We start from the raw sequence: 17,922 nt of genomic DNA, 5'->3' as shown, positions 1-17,922 counted from the left end.
CGTGCGCGCCCCCGTGGAATGGCTGTCCGAGTACGTGGACGTGCCGGCCGGTACCGACGCCCAGCAGGTCGCCGACGCGCTGCTGTCCGTGGGCTTCGAGACCGAGGACGTGCACGTCCCGCCGGTGACCACCGGTCCGCTGGTGGTGGGCCGGGTGCTGACCATCGAGGAGCTCACCGGGTTCAAGAAGCCGATCCGGTTCTGCACCGTCGAGGTGGGCCCGGGCAACGGCGCACCGGACAGCCCGGGCGGTGCCGTCCGCGAGATCGTCTGCGGCGCGCGCAACTTCGTCGAAGGCGACCTCGTCGTGGTGGCGCTGCCGGGCTCGGTGCTGCCGGGCGATTTCGCCATCGCCAGCCGCCGCACCTACGACCACCTGTCGGACGGCATGATCTGCTCCGTCCGCGAGCTCGGGGTCGGCAACGACCACGAGGGCATCATGGTGCTCGATCCCGACGACCCCGCCGCGGTGATCGGCTCGGACCCGCGCCGGCTGATCGGTGCCGACCCGGTCGAGGGCGCGGTGGTCGAGCTGGCCGTCACCCCCGACCGCGGGTACGCGCTGTCCATGCGCGGTCTGGCCCGCGAACTCGGCATCGCGATGGACGTGCCGTTCCGCGACCCGGCCGCCGATCCGGTCCCGGACCGCGAGGCCGGCGGCTGGCCCGTGCACATCGAGGATCCGCACGGCTGCTCGCGTTTCGTCACCGTGCGGGTGTCCGGGGTGGACCCTGCAGCCCCGTCACCGTTCTGGATGCGGCGCCGGCTGCTGGCCGCCGGGATCCGGTCCATCTCGCTCGCCGTCGACGTCACCAACTACGTGATGCTCGAGTTCGGCCAGCCGCTGCACGCCTTCGACCTGGCGCAGCTGTCCGGCGACATCGTGGTGCGGCGGGCGCTGCCGGGCGAGCAGCTGCGCACGCTGGACGGTGCGGTGCGCACCCTGGTCGTCGACGACCTGGTGGTCGCCGACGAGTCCGGCCCTATCTCGCTGGCCGGGGTGATGGGTGGCGAGTCCACCGAGATCTCCGCCGGCACCACCGAGGTGCTGATCGAGGCCGCCTGGTGGGCGCCCGAGGTGATCACCCGCACCGCCCGCCGGCACCGTCTGCCGAGCGAGGCCTCCCGCCGCTTCGAGCGGGTCGTCGATCCCGAGATCGCCGCTGCCGCAGCGGAAGCCGCCGCGGCCCTGCTGGTCCGGTTCGGCGGCGGCGCCGTGCTCGGCCGCAGTGATGTCGGTCTCCGGCCGGCACCGGTGACGATCACCCTGCCGCTCGGCGAGCCGGAGCGGCTCGCCGGCCGCCCCTACACCCCGGAGGTGATCACCCACCGGCTCGAGCAGATCGGTGCGACCGTCACCGGCGGGGAGTCGGCCCTGCAGGTGAGCCCGCCCAGTTGGCGGCCCGACCTCACCCGCGCCGCCGACCTGGTCGAGGAGATCGCCCGGCTCGAGGGCTACGACACCATCCCGTGGGTGCTGCCGACGGCGCCGGCCGGCACCGGCCGCACCTCGCGGCAGGACCGGGTGGCGGCGATCGCCGCCGACCTGTCCTCCGCCGGGCTGACCGAGGTGCTCAGCTTCCCGTTCATCGGCACCAAGGACCTGGACCAGCTGGGTCTGGATGCGGGCGACGACCGCCGGCGCACCGCGGTGCTGTCCAACCCGCTGGACGCCGATCGTCCGTCGCTGACCACTACGCTGCTGCCCGGGCTGCTGGATGCCGTGGTGCGCAACATCTCCCGCAGCAGCCGCGAACTCGCCGTGTTCGAGATCGGACAGGTCTTCCTGCCCGCCGCGGACAGCCCGGCGCCGCCGCGGATCCCGGTCGACCGCCGGCCGGACGAGGCCCAGCTGGACGCGCTCGAAGCGGCGCTGCCGGCCCAGCCCCGGCACCTGGCCGTAGTGCTCGCCGGACCGGCCGACCGCGCCGGTTGGTGGGGTCCGGCCCGCACCGCCGACTGGTCGGACGCCGTCGAGCTGGCCCGCCGGGTGGTCCGCACCGCGGGCGTCGCGGTGACCGTGACGGCGGGGGAGCAGCAGCCGTGGCACCCCGGCCGCTGCGCCCGGATCGGGATCGCCGGCGACGGGTCGGTGACCGTCGGGTTCGCCGGTGAACTGCACCCGGCCGTCTGCGAGCGGCTCGGCCTGCCGCCGCGCACCGTGGCGGTGGAACTGGACCTGGATGCGATCCCGGCGGCCGCGCTGCCCGTCGGACCGCGCATCTCGCCGTTCCCGCCGGTGCTGCTCGACCTGGCCCTGGTGGTCGACGACACCGTGCCCGCGGGCACCGTCGCCGAGGCGCTGGTGCAGGGCGGCGGCGAGCTGCTGGAGTCGGTCCGGCTGTTCGACGTCTACACCGGCGAGCGGGTCGCCGCGGGCACCAAGTCGCTGGCGTTCGCGCTGGTGGTGCGGGCCGCCGACCGCACGATGACCGCCGCCGAGGCGCTCGGCGTGCGGGACGCCGCCCTGGCCGCGGCGCACACCGCCTCGGGTGCCACCCTGCGCGACTGAGCCGCGACAAGGCACCGCGCCCGACGGCGTTCCGGTGACCGCGCCCGCTGCCGACGTGTCCACACCCGGCACGCGGATGCGGCACGGGCGAGCCCGAGGTGACACGATGGGAGCATGTCGACGTCGTTGCCCGAAGGACTGATCCGGCGGATCGAGGGTTCCGGGTACTACCCGGGCTTCGTCCTGGACGTGCTCGACGTGGCGCTGGCCGCCGAGCCGGTGCAGTCCTACCTGGTGCACGGCGAGACCACGTTCGACCTGGAGACCATCCGCCGGCACCTGTCGGTCGTGGTCCTCACGCCGACCCGGCTGATCTTCGTGCACGCCGACGACCACGGCGGCGACGAGGAGCACGGCGAGCAGGCCCACGGCATCGCCACCAGTGAGTCCGTCGCGCTGTCGGTGATCCGGACGGTGATGGTGACCCACGTCGTCCCGCAGCCCGAGCGGTACAAGCGCGGCCGGCTGGGGCGTGAGCTCACCCTGACCATCGGTTGGGGCGCGGTGAACCGCATCGACCTGGAGCCGGCCGGCTGCGGGGACCCGCAGTGCGAGGCGGACCACGGCTACACCGGTTCGCTCACCGGCGACGACCTGTCGCTGCGGATCAGTGCCGACGCCGAGGGCGACGACGCGCTGGCCGACGCCATCACCTTCGCCAAGGCCCTGTCGGCCGCCACCGTCGGCCGGGACGCCCGGGTCTGACCCACCGGCCGGTCCCACCGACCGGTCCCGGTCGACCGATCACGACGTGATCGGCCCCGCCGCTCGTCGATGTCCGCACCGCCCGCGGGGAGGGTCCATCCGGGGCCGCTGATGCCCGATCCATAACCGATCCGTGTCGATCTGTCCGATTCTTCGGCCACGTAGGCGGGTGAAACCCCTGGTCGGAATCGGGCCGGAACCGGTCAGGAACGTCTTTACCCGGTTGTCACACAACCGTCACGGGCTCGCCGGAACGGCCGCACTACCTTGCCCACAGGTCAGCCGGGGTGGGTTCCTCCCTCCTGTCGGGCCCGTGGGCCGGCGCCGGCACGCGGGAGCCGGCGAGGGGGAAGACCTGCGCCGACCGTCCGACGCCCGACCCGCCGTGGTGGGCCGGCGTCGCAGCAGCCGTCAACAGCACAGCCTGATCCCTCGACACCCTGGAGCGTTCATCCGTGAGCCAGCAAGACCAGCGCGCCGTCCTCCAGCAGCTCTTCACCCGCCGCAACTTCATGCGCGCGGCCGGACTCTCCGCCGCGGCGGGTGTCCTCGCCGCCTGCGGGTCCGACGAGACCCCGGCCACCACCAGCAGTTCGGCCGCCACCACCGCCGGATCCTCGGCCGGGACCTCCACCTCGGCCTCGGCCGAGACCTCGATGTCCTCGGCGACGTCGGAGGGCACCGCGAGCGCCACCGGCTCGGCCACCGGCGGGGCCGGCCCCAGCGTCGCACCGGGCACCTACGGCACGATCGCCCTGCAGCTGTCCTGGATCAAGAACATCGAGTTCGCGGGTGAGTTCTTCGCCGACTCGAAGGGCTACTACACCCAGGCCGGCTTCGAGAAGGTCGACCTGGTCTCCGGTCCGGTCGACTCGGCCGACGCCCTGGTGTTCGCCAACTCGGTCGACATCGGCCTGTCCGCGCCGGACGCCACCGCGCGCCTGGTCAGCGAGCAGGGTGCCCCGTTGAAGATCATCGGCTCCACCTTCCAGAAGAACCCCTTCTGCATCCTGTCCCTGGAGGAGGGCAAGCCGATCCGCACGCCCGAGGACCTCAAGGGCAAGAAGATCGGCATCCAGACCGGTACCAACCAGTCGATCTTCGCCGGCTTCCTGTCCGCCAACGGGATCGATGCCTCCGAGCTGGAGCAGGTGGCCGTGGGCTTCGAGCCCACGCCGCTGACCGCCGGTGAGGTCGACGGTTTCATGGCGTACCTGACCAACGAGCCGTTCATCGTCAAGGCCGACGGCAAGACCCCGGTCACCCTGTCCTTCGCCGACAACGGTCTGCCGCTGACCGCGGAGACCTTCACCGTCACCGAGGAGACGATCACCTCCAAGCGCGACATGCTGAAGGCGTTCCTCTGGGCCGAGATCAAGGGCTGGAACGACGCGGTCGCCGACCCGGCCGGTTCGGCGAAGCTGGCGGTCGAGACCTACGGGTCCGACCTGGGTCTGGACATCCCCGGCCAGACCGAGCAGGCCGAGGCGCAGAACACCCTGGTGGTCAGCGACGAGACGAAGACCAATGGTCTGTTCACCATCAGCGACACGCTGATGGGCCAGATCGGCGAGGCGCTGGTGGCCGTCGGCATCACCGACGTCACCACCGACCAGCTGTTCGACCTGTCGCTGCTGGAAGAGGTCTACGCGGAGTACCCCGACCTCATCGTCGGCTGATCCGCCCGGGACCGGGCGCCCCGGCAGACCGCCGGAGCGCCCGGTCCGTCCCGGTACCACCGGAAGAACAGAAGCACCGCATCACCCGGACACCGCGCCACCCGGACACCGCGCCATCTGGACCCGACTGGAGTGCCATGACCACCGCCCCCGACGCGACCGAGACCGGCTCCCGTTTCGCCACCGGCATCGAGATCCGTGGACTCACCAAGAAGTTCACCCTCGGCCGGAAGACCGTGGTGGCCCTGGACAACACCGACCTGACCACCGAGAAGGGGTCGTTCCTGTCCCTGCTCGGCCCGTCCGGCTGCGGCAAGTCGACCATCCTGCGCATCCTCGCCGGTCTCGAGACCCCCACCGCCGGAACGGCTCTGGTCAACGGCATGTCGACCCAGGACATGCAGCGCCAGCACGAGCTGGGCATCGCCTTCCAGGACGCGGCCCTGCTGCCGTGGCGGTCGGTCACCGCGAACATCCGGCTGCCGCTCGAGGTCGCCGGCCTGAAGCCCGAGCCGGGCCTGGTCGAGGACCTGATCAAGCTGGTCGGCCTCACCGGTTTCGAGAACGCCAAGCCCGCACAGCTCTCCGGCGGCATGCGACAGCGGGTGGCCATCGCCCGCTGCCTCGTCGTCAAGCCGTCGGTGATGCTGCTGGACGAGCCGTTCGGTGCCCTCGACGACATGACCCGCCAGCGGCTGAACGTCGAGCTGCTCCGCATCTGGACCGAGAAGCCGGCCACCACACTGATGGTCACCCACGGCATCTCGGAGGCGGTGTTCCTGTCCGACGTGGTCGCCGTGATGAGTGCGCGCCCCGGTCGTGTGGTCGAGACGGTGACCATCGACCTGCCCCGCCCGCGGCACCCGGACATGATGCGCACGCCCGAGTTCCACGCCTACGCCGACCGGCTCTCCGAGATCCTGTTCGGGCACGGCGCGGGGGACGACCACTGATGAGCGCGGCGGTCACGGACCAGGAGGCACCGCCGCCCACGTCCCCGGCGAGCTCGCCACGGCTGTCCGAGCGGATCGACGCGATGCCCGCCTGGATGGGGGCGACCGCCGGGGTGGTGGTCATCGTGGCGATCTGGTGGATCGCCTCGCTCGTGTTGTTCCAGGACAGCCACGCGATCCCGACCCCGCCGTCGGTCATCGCCCTGTTCTTCGACGGGTCCGTCTGGCAGAGCACCTGGAACAACGTCAGCGGCACCATCGCCTCCGCCGGCACCGGCTACCTGTGGGGCAACCTGCTGGCGATCGTGCTGGCGGCCGTGGTGATGCTGATCCCGCCGCTGGAGGAACTGGTCAACCAGATCGCCATCGTCACCTACTGTCTGCCGACCGTCGCCATCGGCCCGATCATCATCATCGTGGCCGGCCGGGACGCCCCGGACGCCGCCTCGGTCGCCCTGGCCGCGCTCGGCTGCTTCTTCACCACCGTGGTCGGCGCGCTGCTCGGCCTGCGGGCGGCGCCGCGCACCTCGCTCGACGTGATCCGCGCCTACGGCGGCAGCAAGTTCACCGCGCTGCGCAAGGTGCAGCTGATCGCCGCCCTGCCCAACCTGCTCAACGCGCTGAAGATCGCCGCCCCGGCCGCCTTCCTGGGCGCCGTGCTCGCCGAGTACCTGGGGTCGGGCGGGGAGAGCTCGCTGGGCAAGGCGCTGACCGCCGCCCAGTTCAACGCCGACGCTCCGCGGCTGTGGTACCTGGCGCTGATCTCCGGCGCCATCGCCGGCATCGCCTATTTCGTCATCGGTCTGATCGGCAGGATCATCACGCCCTGGTCCTCGGGCCAGGCCGCCCCCGGAGGTGCCTGATGTCGACGGTCACGCCCACCACCCCGGTATCCCCGGCCGGCGGGTCCGGCGGATCCGCCGCGGCGCCGGTCACCGTCCGGGTGTCCGCCGGGACCGCGGCCAAGGCGGTCGGCCGCCAGGTGCTGCGCGCACTGATGATCCTGGTGCTCTCGCTGATCGTGCTCGGCGTGCTGTGGACGGTGCTGCTGCAGCTGTTCGACGTGCCGCGGGCCTTCGGCAAGACCCCCGGTGACGTCTGGAGCTACCTGTTCTCGGCGACCCCGGAGAAGGGCGTCCGGCCCACCTCACTGACCGCGGCCGACGCCCGCGCCGCGTCCTTCGGCGCGCTCGGCGTCACGCTCTGGCACGCGCTGGTCGGGTTCGTGGTCGGCATGGTGGTCGCCATCGGCATCGCCTGCGCCTTCATCCTGCTCAAGCCGATCGAGTTCGCCTTCATGCCGATCGCGATGCTGCTGCGCTCGGTCCCGCTGGTCGCCATCGCGCCGGTGCTGCTGCTGATCACCGGCAAGGGCACCGTCGGCATCGCCGTCATCGCGGCCATCGTCGTGCTCTTCCCGGCGCTGGTGAACATGGTGCTCGGCCTGCGTTCGGTGTCCCCGTCCTCGCTCGACCTGATCAAGGTCAACGGCGGGTCGAAGTGGATGGCGCTGACCAAGGTCCGGCTGCCCACCTCGCTGCCGTACCTGTTCGCCTCGATCCGTATCTCCGTCCCCGGTGCGGTGGTCGGTGCCATGCTCGGCGAGTGGCTGTCCGGCTTCACCGGCCTCGGCGGCATCATCTCCGAGTACAAGGGCAAGGCGAACTACGGCGGCGTGTGGACCATCGTGGCGCTCGCGGTCATCGCCTCGATCGTCGCCTATCTGGTGGCGTCCGTCGTGGAGACCGCGGTGCTGGCGAAGTGGGGACCGAACGCCGGCAAGACCGGCTGATCCCTGCCTGCCGCCCCGCCGGGCCGGGTGGATGAATGAACATGCGGCATGACGTATAGTCGTGCACATCATGAGCGAGCAGACCTTCCGCGTCGCCGTCGCCGGTGCCAGTGGCTACGCCGGAGGAGAGATCCTCCGGCTGCTGCTCGGCCACCCGCACGTCGAGATCGGTGCCCTGACGGCACATTCCAGCGTCGGTGACACGCTGGCCGACCATCAGCCGCACCTGTGGCCGCTGGCCGACCGCGTGCTGCAGGACACCACCGTCGAGGTGCTCGCCGGGCACGACGTCGTCTTCCTCGCGCTGCCGCACGGCCACTCGCACGCGCTGGCCGCGCAGCTCCCGGCGGAGACGGTGGTCATCGACTGCGGTGCCGATCACCGGCTGACCGACCCGGCGGCGTGGGAGAGGTTCTACGGCGGGGAGCACCCGGGATCGTGGCCGTACGGGATGCCGGAGCTGCCCGGTGCCCGGGAGCAGTTGCGGGGAGCGCGGCGGATCGCCGTGCCCGGCTGCTACCCGACCGCGGCCTCGCTGGCCATGGCGCCGGCGTTGGCCGCCGGCCTGGTCGATCCCGAGGTGGTGGTCGTCGCCGCGTCCGGGACGTCCGGCGCCGGCAAGTCGCTCAAGCCGCACCTGCTCGGTTCCGAGGTGATGGGCTCGATGAGCCCCTACGGCGTCGGCGGCTTGCATCGGCACACCCCGGAGATGCAGCAGAACCTCGGCGCCGCCGCGGGCGGTCCGGTGACCGTGTCGTTCACCCCGATGCTGGCGCCGATGTCGCGCGGCATCCTGGCCACCGTCTCCGCGCCGGTGCGGCCCGGGGTCGACGTCGCCCAGGTCCGGGCTGCTTACGAGAAGGCCTACGGCGATGAGCCTTTCGTGCACCTGCTGGCCGAGGGGCGGTGGCCGTCGACCGCCGCGGTGGCGGGCGCCAACACGTTGCTGCTGCAGGTCGCGGTGGACGAGGCGGCCGGCCGGCTGATCGTCGTCTCCGCGGTCGATAACCTCACCAAGGGCACCGGGGGCGCGGCCGTGCAGTGCCTGAACCTGGCGCTCGGGCTCCCGGAGACCACCGGTCTCGGCACCGTCGGGCTCGCGCCGTGACCGGCGTGACGGCCCCGCTCGGGTTCCGGGCGGCCGGGGTCACCGCCGGGCTGAAGGCCTCCGGCAAGCCGGATCTCGCACTGGTGGTCAACGACGGCCCGCTGACCGCGGCGGCCGGGGTGTTCACCTCCAACCGGGTGTTCGCCGCGCCGGTGCGCTGGTGCCGCGAGGTCGTCGCCGACGGCGCGCTGTCCGCGGTGGTGCTCAACTCCGGCGGCGCCAATGCCTGCACCGGCGCCGCCGGCTACGCCGACACCGTCGCCACCGCAGAGCGTCTCGCCGAGGCGCTGGACATCGACCCGCAACGGGTCGCGGTGGCCTCGACCGGACTGATCGGTGAGCGGCTGCCGATGCAACTGCTGCTACCGGGAGTCACCGCTGCCGTAGCCGGCCTGGGCGCCGACGGTGCCGATGGCGGGGCGGACGCCGCGGTGGCGATCATGACCACCGACTCGGTGCCGAAGACGGCGCAGGTCTCGGTCGGCGGCTTCACCGTCGGCGGCATGGCCAAGGGTGCCGGCATGCTCGCCCCCGGCCTGGCCACCATGCTGGTCGTGCTGACCACCGACGCGGTCGCCGAGCCGGCCGACCTGGACGCGGCACTGCGTGCGGCGACCCGGGTCTCGTTCGACCGGCTGGACTCCGACGGTGCGATGTCGACCAACGACACGGTGCTGCTGCTGGCCTCCGGTGCCTCCGCCGTGACGCCGGAGTCCGCGGCGCTGACCACCGCCGTCACCCGGGTCTGCCAGGACCTCGCCCGGCAGCTGATGGCGGACGCCGAGGGCGCGACCAAGGAGATCGCGATCGAGGTGCGGCACGCCGGTTCCGAGGACGCGGCGGTCGCCGTCGGCCGGTCGGTCGCCCGGAACAACCTGGTCAAGACCGCCTTCTTCGGGCAGGACCCGAACTGGGGCCGGATCCTGGCCGCGGTCGGCACCGTGCCGGAGGACGTCGCCGCCTTCGACGCCGACGCCATCGACGTGGCGATCAACGGGGTGTGGATCTGCCGTGGCGGCGCCACCGGCGAGGACCGCGGCCTGGTGGACCTGTCCGGTCGCGCGGTGTCGGTGACCATCGACCTGCACGCCGGCACCGAGACGGCCACCGTGTACACCAACGATCTCTCGCACGCCTACGTGCACGAGAACTCGGCGTACTCGACATGAGCGCCGGCACCGTCACCCGGGACGTCCGGGAGCTGGGTGCGGCCGCCGCCCGGGCGCAGGTGCTGGCCGACGCGCTGCCCTGGTTGCAGCAGTTCGCCGGCGCGCTGGTCGTCGTCAAGTACGGCGGCAACGCGATGACCGACGAGAACCTGAAGCGCGCCTTCGCCGAGGACATGGTGTTCCTGCGGACCGTCGGCCTGCGGCCGGTGGTCGTGCACGGCGGCGGGCCGCAGATCTCCGCCATGCTGCAGCGACTCGGCATGCAGGGCGAGTTCAAAGGCGGTTTCCGCGTCACCACCCCGGAGACGATGGACGTCGTCCGGATGGTGCTGGTCGGTCAGGTCGGCCGGGAGCTGGTGGGGCTCATCAACTCCCACGGCCCGTACGCGGTCGGCATGTCCGGCGAGGACGCCGGGCTGTTCACCGCCGCCCGCCGCACCGTCGAGGTGGACGGCGTACCCACCGACATCGGGCTGGTCGGCGACGTCGTCGAGGTCAACCCGGCTGCGGTGCTCGACCTGCTGGCCGCCGGCCGCATCCCGGTGGTCTCCACCGTCGCGCCCGACGCGGACGGCGTGGTGCACAACGTCAATGCCGACACCGCCGCCGCCGCACTGGCCATCGCGCTGGGTGCCCGGCGGCTGGTGATGCTCACCGACGTCGAGGGCCTCTACGCGGACTGGCCGGACCGGTCCTCGCTGCTGTCGAAGATCTCGGTCGACGCGCTCGAGGAGATGCTGCCCCGGCTGGAATCCGGCATGGTGCCCAAGATGGAGGGCTGCCTGCGCGCGGTGCGCGGCGGGATCTCCGGCGCGCACGTGATCGACGGCCGGGTGCCGCACGCCGTGCTGCTCGAGCTGGCCACCACCGAGGGCATCGGCACCATGGTCGTGCCCAGCCTGGAAGCGACCCTGGCAGCGACCCCGACACCCGTTCCCGCACCACCCGTGACCGCACACCAGGACCCGTCACAAGACCAGGAGGAGGAGCAGTGAGCACGCAGGCGACAGCGCCCGGACCCACCCACACGAACGAGGACGCGGTCCGCCGCTGGTCCTCCGCGCTGATGCGCAACTTCGGTACCCCGGACATCGAGCTGGTCTCCGGATCCGGCGCGGTGGTGGTGGACGCCGACGGCAAGGAGTACCTGGACCTGCTCGGTGGCATCGCGGTGAACGCCCTGGGCCATGCCCACCCGGCGATCGTCGAGGCGGTCAGCACCCAGGTCGCCACCCTCGGCCACGTCTCGAACTTCTTCACCCACCCGACGGTCATCGAGTTGGCGGAGCAACTCCGGCACATCGCCGGCGCCGACGCCGACGGACGGGTGCTCTTCTGCAACTCCGGCGCGGAGGCCAACGAGGCCGCCTTCAAGATCGCCCGACGCACCGGACGTCCCCGGATCATCGCCTGCGAGCAGGCCTTCCACGGCCGGACCATGGGCGCGCTGGCGCTCACCGGGCAGCCGGGCAAGCGGGCCCCGTTCGAACCGATGCCGGCCGGCGTCGAGTTCATCCCGTACGGGGACGTCGAGGCCCTGCGCAGCGCGGTCGACGAGACCGTCGCCGCGGTGTTCCTGGAGCCGATCCTCGGCGAGGCCGGTGTGCTGCCCGCCCCGGACGGTTACCTGGCCGCCGCCCGGGAGATCACCGAGGCCGCCGGGACGCTGCTGGTGCTGGACGAGGTGCAGACCGGCATCGGCCGCACCGGTACCTGGTTCGCCCACCAGCGGGCCGGTATCCGGCCCGACGTGATCACCATGGCGAAGGGGCTCGGCGGCGGTCTGCCCATTGGAGCGGTCCTCGGGATCGGCCGTGCCGCAGAGCTTCTCGAGCCCGGGCAGCACGGTTCCACCTTCGCCGGCAACCCGGTGTGCGCGGCGGCGGCACTGGCCGTGCTGTCCACGATCGAGTCCGAGCACCTGCTGGAGCACGTCGACGCCCTCGGCAAGCACCTGGCGCACGGCATCGAGGACCTCGGCCATCCGCTGGTCTCGCACGTCCGCGGCGCCGGCCTGCTGCTGGGCGTGGTGCTCACCGAGCCGGTGTCCGCGGCGGCGTCCCTCGCCGCCCGGGACGCGGGTTTCGTGGTCAACGCCCCGGCCGCCGACGTCCTACGGCTCGCCCCGCCGCTGATCCTCACCACCGAGCAGGCCGACTCGTTCGTCACCGCCCTGCCCGGGATTCTCGACACCGCGTCGACCACCAAGGAGAACTCCGCATGACCGGCACGATCAGGCACTACCTCCGCGACGACGACCTGTCGCCGGCCGAGCTGATCGAGGTCCTCGACCTCGCCGACCTGTACAAGCGGAACCGCACCGCGGCCCGCCCGCTGGAGCGCAAGAGCGTCGCGGTGCTGTTCGAGAAGAACTCGACGCGGACCCGGCTGTCCTTCGAGGTCGGCATCTCGCAGTTGGGCGGCCAGCCGATCATCGTCGACGGCCGCACGTCGCAGCTGGGCCGCGAGGAGACCATCGAGGACACCTCCCGGGTGCTGTCCCGGTACGTCGACGCGGTGGCGATCCGCACCTTCGCGCAGCGGCGGATCGACGCCCTGGCCAGCACGTCGTCGGTCCCGGTGATCAACGCGCTGACCGACGAGTTCCACCCCTGCCAGGTGCTGGCCGACCTGCAGACCATCCGCGAGCGACTCGGCCGGCTGGCCGGCGTCACCCTCACCTACCTGGGCGACGGCGCCAACAACATGGCCCACTCGCTGATGCTCGGCGGCGCGAACGCCGGTCTGCACGTGCGGGTCTCGTCCCCGGAGGGATTCGTCCCGGACCCGCAGATCCTGCTCGACGCCAAGACCCGCGCCGGGCTCACCGGCGGTTCGGTCGAGCTGATCACCGATCCGGTCGCCGCGGTCAGCGGTGCCGACGTGCTGGTCACCGACACCTGGACCTCGATGGGCCAGGAGAACGACGGACTGGACCGCGTCGGGCCGTTCCGGCCGTACCAGGTCAACGCCGGGCTGCTGGCGCACGCCGACTCCGGCGCGATCGTGCTGCACTGCCTGCCCGCGCACCGCGGCTGGGAGATCACCGACGAGGTGATCGACGGGCCGGCGTCGGCGGTGTGGGACGAGGCCGAGAACCGGCTGCACGCCCAGAAGGCCCTGCTGGTCTACCTCGTCGAGCACTCGGACCCGGTGCACGTGCCGGCCGGCGGCTGAGCGGCCCCGGATGCCCGCGACGCCGGCGACCTCCGCGGACGGCCCGCGTGCCGTGCCCGCGACCAAGGCGGCCCGGCACGGGCTGATCGTGTCGCTGGTGCAGGCCGGGTCGGTGCACTCGCAGCCGGAACTGCTTGCACTGCTGGCCGGTAACGGTGTGGCGGTCACCCAGGCGACGCTGTCCCGCGACCTGGAGGAGCTCGGCGCGGTCAAGCTGCGCGGGGTGGACGGCGGGCCGGGACGCTACGTGATCCCGGAGGACGGCGCGCCGCGGCCGATGGCCGGGGGTACCTCCCGGCTGGACCGGCTGCTGGGCGAACTGCTGTTGTCCCATGCCTCCTCGGGCAACCTGGCGGTGCTGCGCACCCCGCCGGGTGCGGCGCAGTTCCTGGCGTCGGCCATCGACCGTGCCGCGCTGGCCGACGTGGTCGGCACCATCGCCGGCGACGACACCATCCTGGTCGTCGCCCGGGACGGGCTGTCCGGCGCCGAGCTCGGTGCCCGGCTGGCCGGCGGGGTGTCGCCGACCTCCGGCTGACCCGGACCGCTCCCGCCCGCCGACCCGGGGCGATCGTTCCCACCCGAAGGCCCGGTCCGGATCCGCGCGGGATCCCTGACAGGATGACCGCCGGACCGACGGCGTCCGCGCAGACCCACCCGGACCGGACCGCAGAGCACCACCGCAGGGGTCACCGGCAGCCGCCGGTGGCCGGAAGGAGTACCGCACCTCATGACCGATCCCGCCTCCGGAACCGCCCCCGGGCTCGCCCTGTGGGGCGGGCGCTTCAGCGGCGGACCGGCCCCCGAGATGGTCGAGCTGTCCCGCAGCACCCAGTTCGACTGGGTGCTCGCGCCGTACGACATCGCCGGTTCGAAGGCCCACGCCCGGGTCCTGCACCGGGCCGGCCTGCTCTCCGACGACGAGCTGACCGGGATGCTCGACGCGCTCGACCGGCTGCTCGCCGATGTCGCCGCCGGCAGCTTCGGCCCGGTCCCCGGTGACGAGGACGTGCACACCGCGCTCGAGCGCGGCCTGCTGGAGCGGGCCGGGACCGAGCTCGGCGGGAAGCTGCGCGCCGGACGGTCGCGGAACGACCAGGTCGCCACCCTCTACCGGCTGTACCTGCGGGACGGCGCCGCCCGGATCGCCGACAAGGTGCTCGACCTGCAGGACGCGCTGCTCGCCCAGGCCGATGCCCACCCGGGCGCGGCGATGCCCGGGCGCACCCATTTCCAGCACGCCCAGCCGGTGCTGCTGGCCCACCACCTCGCCGCGCACGCGCAGGCGCTGGTCCGCGACGTCGACCGGATCCGGGACTGGGACCGGCGGGCGGCCGTGTCGCCCTACGGCTCCGGTGCGCTGGCGGGGTCGTCGCTGCACCTCGATCCGGAGGCGGTGGCGAAGGACCTGGGGCTGGACCGGCCGACCGCCAACTCGATCGACGGCACCTCGGCCCGGGATTTCGCCGCCGAACTGGCCTTCGTGCTGGCGATGCTCGCGGTCGATCTGTCGCGGTGGGCCGAGGAGGTCATCGTCTTCTCCACCGCCGAATTCGGGTATGTGAAGCTGCACGACTCCTTCTCCACCGGGTCGTCGATCATGCCGCAGAAGAAGAACCCGGACATCGCCGAGCTGGCACGCGGCAAGGCCGGCCGGCTGATCGGCAACCTGGCCGGCCTGCTCGCGACGCTCAAGGGTCTCCCGCTGGCCTACAACCGTGACCTGCAGGAGGACAAGGAGCCGCTGATCGACTCGGTCACTCAGCTCGAGGTGCTGCTGCCCGCCGTGACCGGGATGACGGCGACCCTGACCTTCCACACGGCGAGGCTCGCCGAGATGGCGCCCGCCGGCTTCTCGTTGGCCACCGACATCGCGGAATGGCTGGTGCAGCAAGGGGTTCCGTTCCGGGTGGCGCACGAGGCGGCGGGGGAGTGCGTATCCCTGGCCGAGTCCACCGACCGCACCCTGGACCAGCTCACCGATGCGGAGTTCGCCGGCATCGACGCCGCGCTGACCCCGGAGGTGCGCCGGGTGCTCACCGTCGAGGGCGCACTCGCCGCCCGGGACGGGGTGGGCGGTACCGCGCCGGTGCGGGTCGCCGAGCAGCTCGACCTGCTGCGGACCCGGATCACCACGGACCGCGAGTGGGTGCGGAGCCGGACGGCCCGCTGACATGACCGGTCCGGAACTTCCACCCGGATCCGGACGCCGGCTGACCAGGGCCTTCTTCGCCCGGCCACCGGAGGTCGTCGCCCGCGACCTGCTGGGACGGGTGGTGGTGTCGGGGAGCGGACCGACCACGGTCGCGGTGCGGCTCACCGAGGTGGAGGCCTACGCCGGCGCCGACGACCCGGCATCGCACGCCTTCCGCGGGAGCACCGCGCGCAACGCCGTCATGTTCGGGCCGGCCGGTCACCTGTACCTGTACTTCGTCTACGGGATGCACTGGTGCGCCAACGTCGTCACCGGCCCGGTGGGTGAGGCCTCCGCGGTGCTGCTGCGCGGGGGAGAGGTGCTGACCGGGTCCGACCTGGCGGCGCTGCGCCGCCCTGGCGTCCGGCGCACCGCCGACCTGGCCCGTGGGCCGGCCGGCCTGGCCACCGTGCTCGGTTGGGGACCGGCGACCAACGGCCACGACCTGGTGACCGGCGAGGAGCAGCTGCGGGCCGGCCGCCGGGTCGCCGATGACGCGCTCTCGACCGGGCCGCGGGTCGGGGTGTCGGTGGCGGCGCAGGTGCCGTGGCGCTTCTGGGTCACCGGTGCGCCCGGGGTGAGCGCGTACCGCGCCGCGGTGCGCAGGCCGCGGCGAACCGGCAGCTCGTCGATGGGAGACTGACCCTCGTGTCCGACCTGATCCCCGGCCCGACGGCCGACACCCCTGTCGCACCCGCCTCCGTGCTGGACGACCTGCGCGCCCGCCGCCTCGTCGCCCAGTCCACCGACGAGTTCGCGCTGGCCACGGCGCTGGCCGGCGATCCGATCACCTTCTACGCCGGGTTCGACCCGACCGCGCCGAGCCTGCACATCGGCAACCTGGTCCAGCTGCTCACGATGCGGCGGATCCAGGAGGCCGGGCACCTGCCGCTCGGCCTGGTCGGCGGCGCCACCGGGCTGATCGGTGACCCGCGGATGTCCGGGGAGCGGGTGCTGAACAGCGCGGACACCGTTGCGGAGTGGGTGGACCGGATCCGGGTGCAGGTGGAGAAGTACCTGGACTTCAGCGGGTCGCACGCCGCCCGGATCGTAAACAACCTCGACTGGACGGCGCCGCTGTCGGCCATCGATTTCCTGCGTGACGTCGGCAAGCACTTCCGGATGGGCCGGATGCTGGCGAAGGAGACCGTGGCCGCGCGGTTGAGCAGCGACGACGGGCTGTCCTTCACCGAGTTCAGCTACCAGATCCTGCAGGGGATGGACTACCTCGAGCTGCACCGCCGCTACGGCTGCAGCCTGCAGACCGGCGGCAGCGACCAGTGGGGCAACCTGACCTCCGGCACCGAGCTGATCCGCAAGGTGACCGGCTCCTCGGTGCACGCCCTGGCCACCCCGCTGATCACCAAGGCCGACGGCACCAAGTTCGGCAAGACGGAGTCCGGCACGGTGTGGCTCGACGGGGCGCTGACCAGCCCATACGCCTTCTACCAGTTCTGGTTCAACGCCGATGACCGGGACGTGGACGGCTACCTGCGGGTGTTCAGCTTCCGCCCGCTCGAGGAGCTGGACGAGCTCGCGGCGGCCACGGCCGAGCGTCCGCACGCGAGGGTGGCGCAGCGTGCGCTGGCCGGTGAGGTGACCGCCCTGGTGCACGGACAGGCGGCGACGGATGCGGCGATCGCCGCTGCCGGCGCGCTGTTCGGGCGGGGCGAGCTGGCGGAGGTGGACGAAACGACGCTGGCGGCGGCGCTCACCGAGACCGGTCTGCACGACATCGGCTCGACCGCGCCGACGATCGTCGAGCTGCTCGTCGGGACCGGGCTGGCGAAGTCGAACTCCGAGGCCCGGCGGACCGTCGCCGAGGGCGGCGCGTACGTGAACAACGTGCGGATCGGCGATCCCGAGCACTCGGTGGCTGCCGGGGACCTGCTGCACGGGAGCTACCTGGTGGTCCGGCGCGGTCGCCGGTCGGTGGCCGGCGCCCGGGTCCCGCGCTGAACCGTCGCCGTCGACGGGGCCGACCGGGCCCGGCGTGATCCCCGGCCGCCTGTGGTCCAGGTCACCGAAAGTCGCTTCTCGGACGTCCGTCCGGGAGCGAGGCGACGACCTGCGGGAACGTCCGACGGTCACCGTCCTGACCTCGGAATTTGACTCGCCGGTAGCGCGCCCGTAACTTAATCCATGCACCGCGGAGCACCGAAACACGCGAGGCCGGGACGAGAGTCCGAAGGCCGGAGAGCGTGGGCGGACCGAAGTGCCAACTCCCACTGACCGGGTCCGCAAGGACCGGGTCGAGGCCGCCCGCAGAGATGCGAGCGGGAGGGTCACGAGCCGGTTTGACGGGTCGGGATTCCGCGGGTAACGTTGATCGGGTTGCCCCAAGAGCGGTTGAGAGACTGTGATTGGTGCGCGTCCGTTCTTTGAGAACTCAACAGCGTACCGAAAGTCAGTGCCAAACTGATTTATTTTTCCTCGTCAGGCCAGGCGTTGTGTCTGGTTCTGTATGTGGATTCCTTTGGTACATTTACGAGCGAGTCAGCTTGTTTGTGCCTGTGATCGCATGGCCCTTCGGGGTTGTGTGCTCTTCATTTTGTTGATCGCGGCCCTTTGTGGGCTGGGGTTATATGACATTCGATGGAGAGTTTGATCCTGGCTCAGGACGAACGCTGGCG

At 72.0% G+C, this 17,922-nt stretch carries 15 protein-coding genes; all 15 read left to right on the top strand.

The window, feature by feature from the left end:
• Nucleotide 1: 1 nt before the first annotated feature.
• On the top strand, nucleotides 2–2,512 hold the full coding sequence (gene pheT, locus GIS00_RS08725) for a phenylalanine--tRNA ligase subunit beta (protein ID WP_322097734.1): 2,511 nt from the start codon (nucleotides 2–4) through the stop codon (nucleotides 2,510–2,512).
• Between the two features lie 114 nt (nucleotides 2,513–2,626).
• Nucleotides 2,627–3,217: a DUF5998 family protein gene (locus GIS00_RS08720; RefSeq protein ID WP_154768077.1), complete on the top strand. Its 591-nt coding sequence runs from the start codon at nucleotides 2,627–2,629 to the stop codon at nucleotides 3,215–3,217.
• 455 nt (nucleotides 3,218–3,672) lie between these two features.
• A complete protein-coding gene (locus GIS00_RS08715) occupies nucleotides 3,673–4,896 on the top strand; it encodes an ABC transporter substrate-binding protein (RefSeq protein WP_322097733.1) in 1,224 nt (407 codons plus the stop codon).
• Nucleotides 4,897–5,033: 137 nt separating this feature from the next.
• Complete coding sequence (locus GIS00_RS08710) at nucleotides 5,034–5,849, top strand: ABC transporter ATP-binding protein (protein WP_154768076.1); 816 nt, start codon at nucleotides 5,034–5,036, stop codon at nucleotides 5,847–5,849.
• The gene (locus tag GIS00_RS08705) at nucleotides 5,849–6,712 is read left to right on the top strand and encodes an ABC transporter permease (protein WP_230313348.1); all 864 of its coding nucleotides are present in this window, start codon (nucleotides 5,849–5,851) and stop codon (nucleotides 6,710–6,712) included. Before GIS00_RS08710 ends, GIS00_RS08705 begins: the two co-directional genes overlap by 1 nt.
• Nucleotides 6,712–7,641 carry an ABC transporter permease gene (locus GIS00_RS08700; RefSeq protein ID WP_154768075.1) on the top strand — a complete coding sequence of 310 codons (930 nt, stop codon included), beginning with the start codon at nucleotides 6,712–6,714 and terminating at the stop codon, nucleotides 7,639–7,641. The genes GIS00_RS08705 and GIS00_RS08700 overlap by 1 nt, the downstream gene beginning before the upstream one ends.
• Before the next feature lie 70 nt (nucleotides 7,642–7,711).
• Complete coding sequence (gene argC, locus GIS00_RS08695; protein WP_154768074.1) at nucleotides 7,712–8,749, top strand: N-acetyl-gamma-glutamyl-phosphate reductase; 1,038 nt, start codon at nucleotides 7,712–7,714, stop codon at nucleotides 8,747–8,749.
• Nucleotides 8,746–9,918: a bifunctional glutamate N-acetyltransferase/amino-acid acetyltransferase ArgJ gene (argJ, locus tag GIS00_RS08690; RefSeq protein WP_407666805.1), complete on the top strand. Its 1,173-nt coding sequence runs from the start codon at nucleotides 8,746–8,748 to the stop codon at nucleotides 9,916–9,918. Before argC ends, argJ begins: the two co-directional genes overlap by 4 nt.
• The gene (gene argB, locus GIS00_RS08685) at nucleotides 9,915–10,913 is read left to right on the top strand and encodes an acetylglutamate kinase (protein WP_154768073.1); all 999 of its coding nucleotides are present in this window, start codon (nucleotides 9,915–9,917) and stop codon (nucleotides 10,911–10,913) included. The genes argJ and argB overlap by 4 nt, the downstream gene beginning before the upstream one ends.
• Nucleotides 10,910–12,142, top strand: coding sequence for an acetylornithine transaminase (locus GIS00_RS08680; protein WP_322097731.1), 1,233 nt, complete (start codon nucleotides 10,910–10,912; stop codon nucleotides 12,140–12,142). Before argB ends, GIS00_RS08680 begins: the two co-directional genes overlap by 4 nt.
• Nucleotides 12,139–13,095 carry an ornithine carbamoyltransferase gene (argF, locus tag GIS00_RS08675; protein WP_154768072.1) on the top strand — a complete coding sequence of 319 codons (957 nt, stop codon included), beginning with the start codon at nucleotides 12,139–12,141 and terminating at the stop codon, nucleotides 13,093–13,095. Before GIS00_RS08680 ends, argF begins: the two co-directional genes overlap by 4 nt.
• Before the next feature lie 10 nt (nucleotides 13,096–13,105).
• On the top strand, nucleotides 13,106–13,633 hold the full coding sequence (locus tag GIS00_RS08670; protein ID WP_154768071.1) for an arginine repressor: 528 nt from the start codon (nucleotides 13,106–13,108) through the stop codon (nucleotides 13,631–13,633).
• Between the two features lie 192 nt (nucleotides 13,634–13,825).
• Nucleotides 13,826–15,268: an argininosuccinate lyase gene (gene argH, locus GIS00_RS08665; protein ID WP_154768070.1), complete on the top strand. Its 1,443-nt coding sequence runs from the start codon at nucleotides 13,826–13,828 to the stop codon at nucleotides 15,266–15,268.
• A 1-nt stretch (nucleotide 15,269) separates the two neighbouring features.
• Entirely contained in the window at nucleotides 15,270–15,932 is a 663-nt protein-coding gene (locus GIS00_RS08660) for a DNA-3-methyladenine glycosylase (RefSeq protein WP_154768069.1), read from the top strand.
• A gap of 5 nt (nucleotides 15,933–15,937) precedes the next feature.
• Nucleotides 15,938–17,248, top strand: a complete 1,311-nt coding sequence (gene tyrS, locus GIS00_RS08655) for a tyrosine--tRNA ligase (protein ID WP_322097730.1) — start codon at nucleotides 15,938–15,940, stop codon at nucleotides 17,246–17,248.
• The last annotated feature ends 674 nt before the right edge of the window (nucleotides 17,249–17,922 follow it).

The sequence above is a fragment of the Nakamurella alba genome (assembly GCF_009707545.1).
Classification (GTDB): domain Bacteria; phylum Actinomycetota; class Actinomycetes; order Mycobacteriales; family Nakamurellaceae; genus Nakamurella; species Nakamurella alba.
The sequence above is the reverse complement of the archived record's forward strand: the minus strand, read 5'-3'. Positions and strand labels throughout refer to the sequence as shown.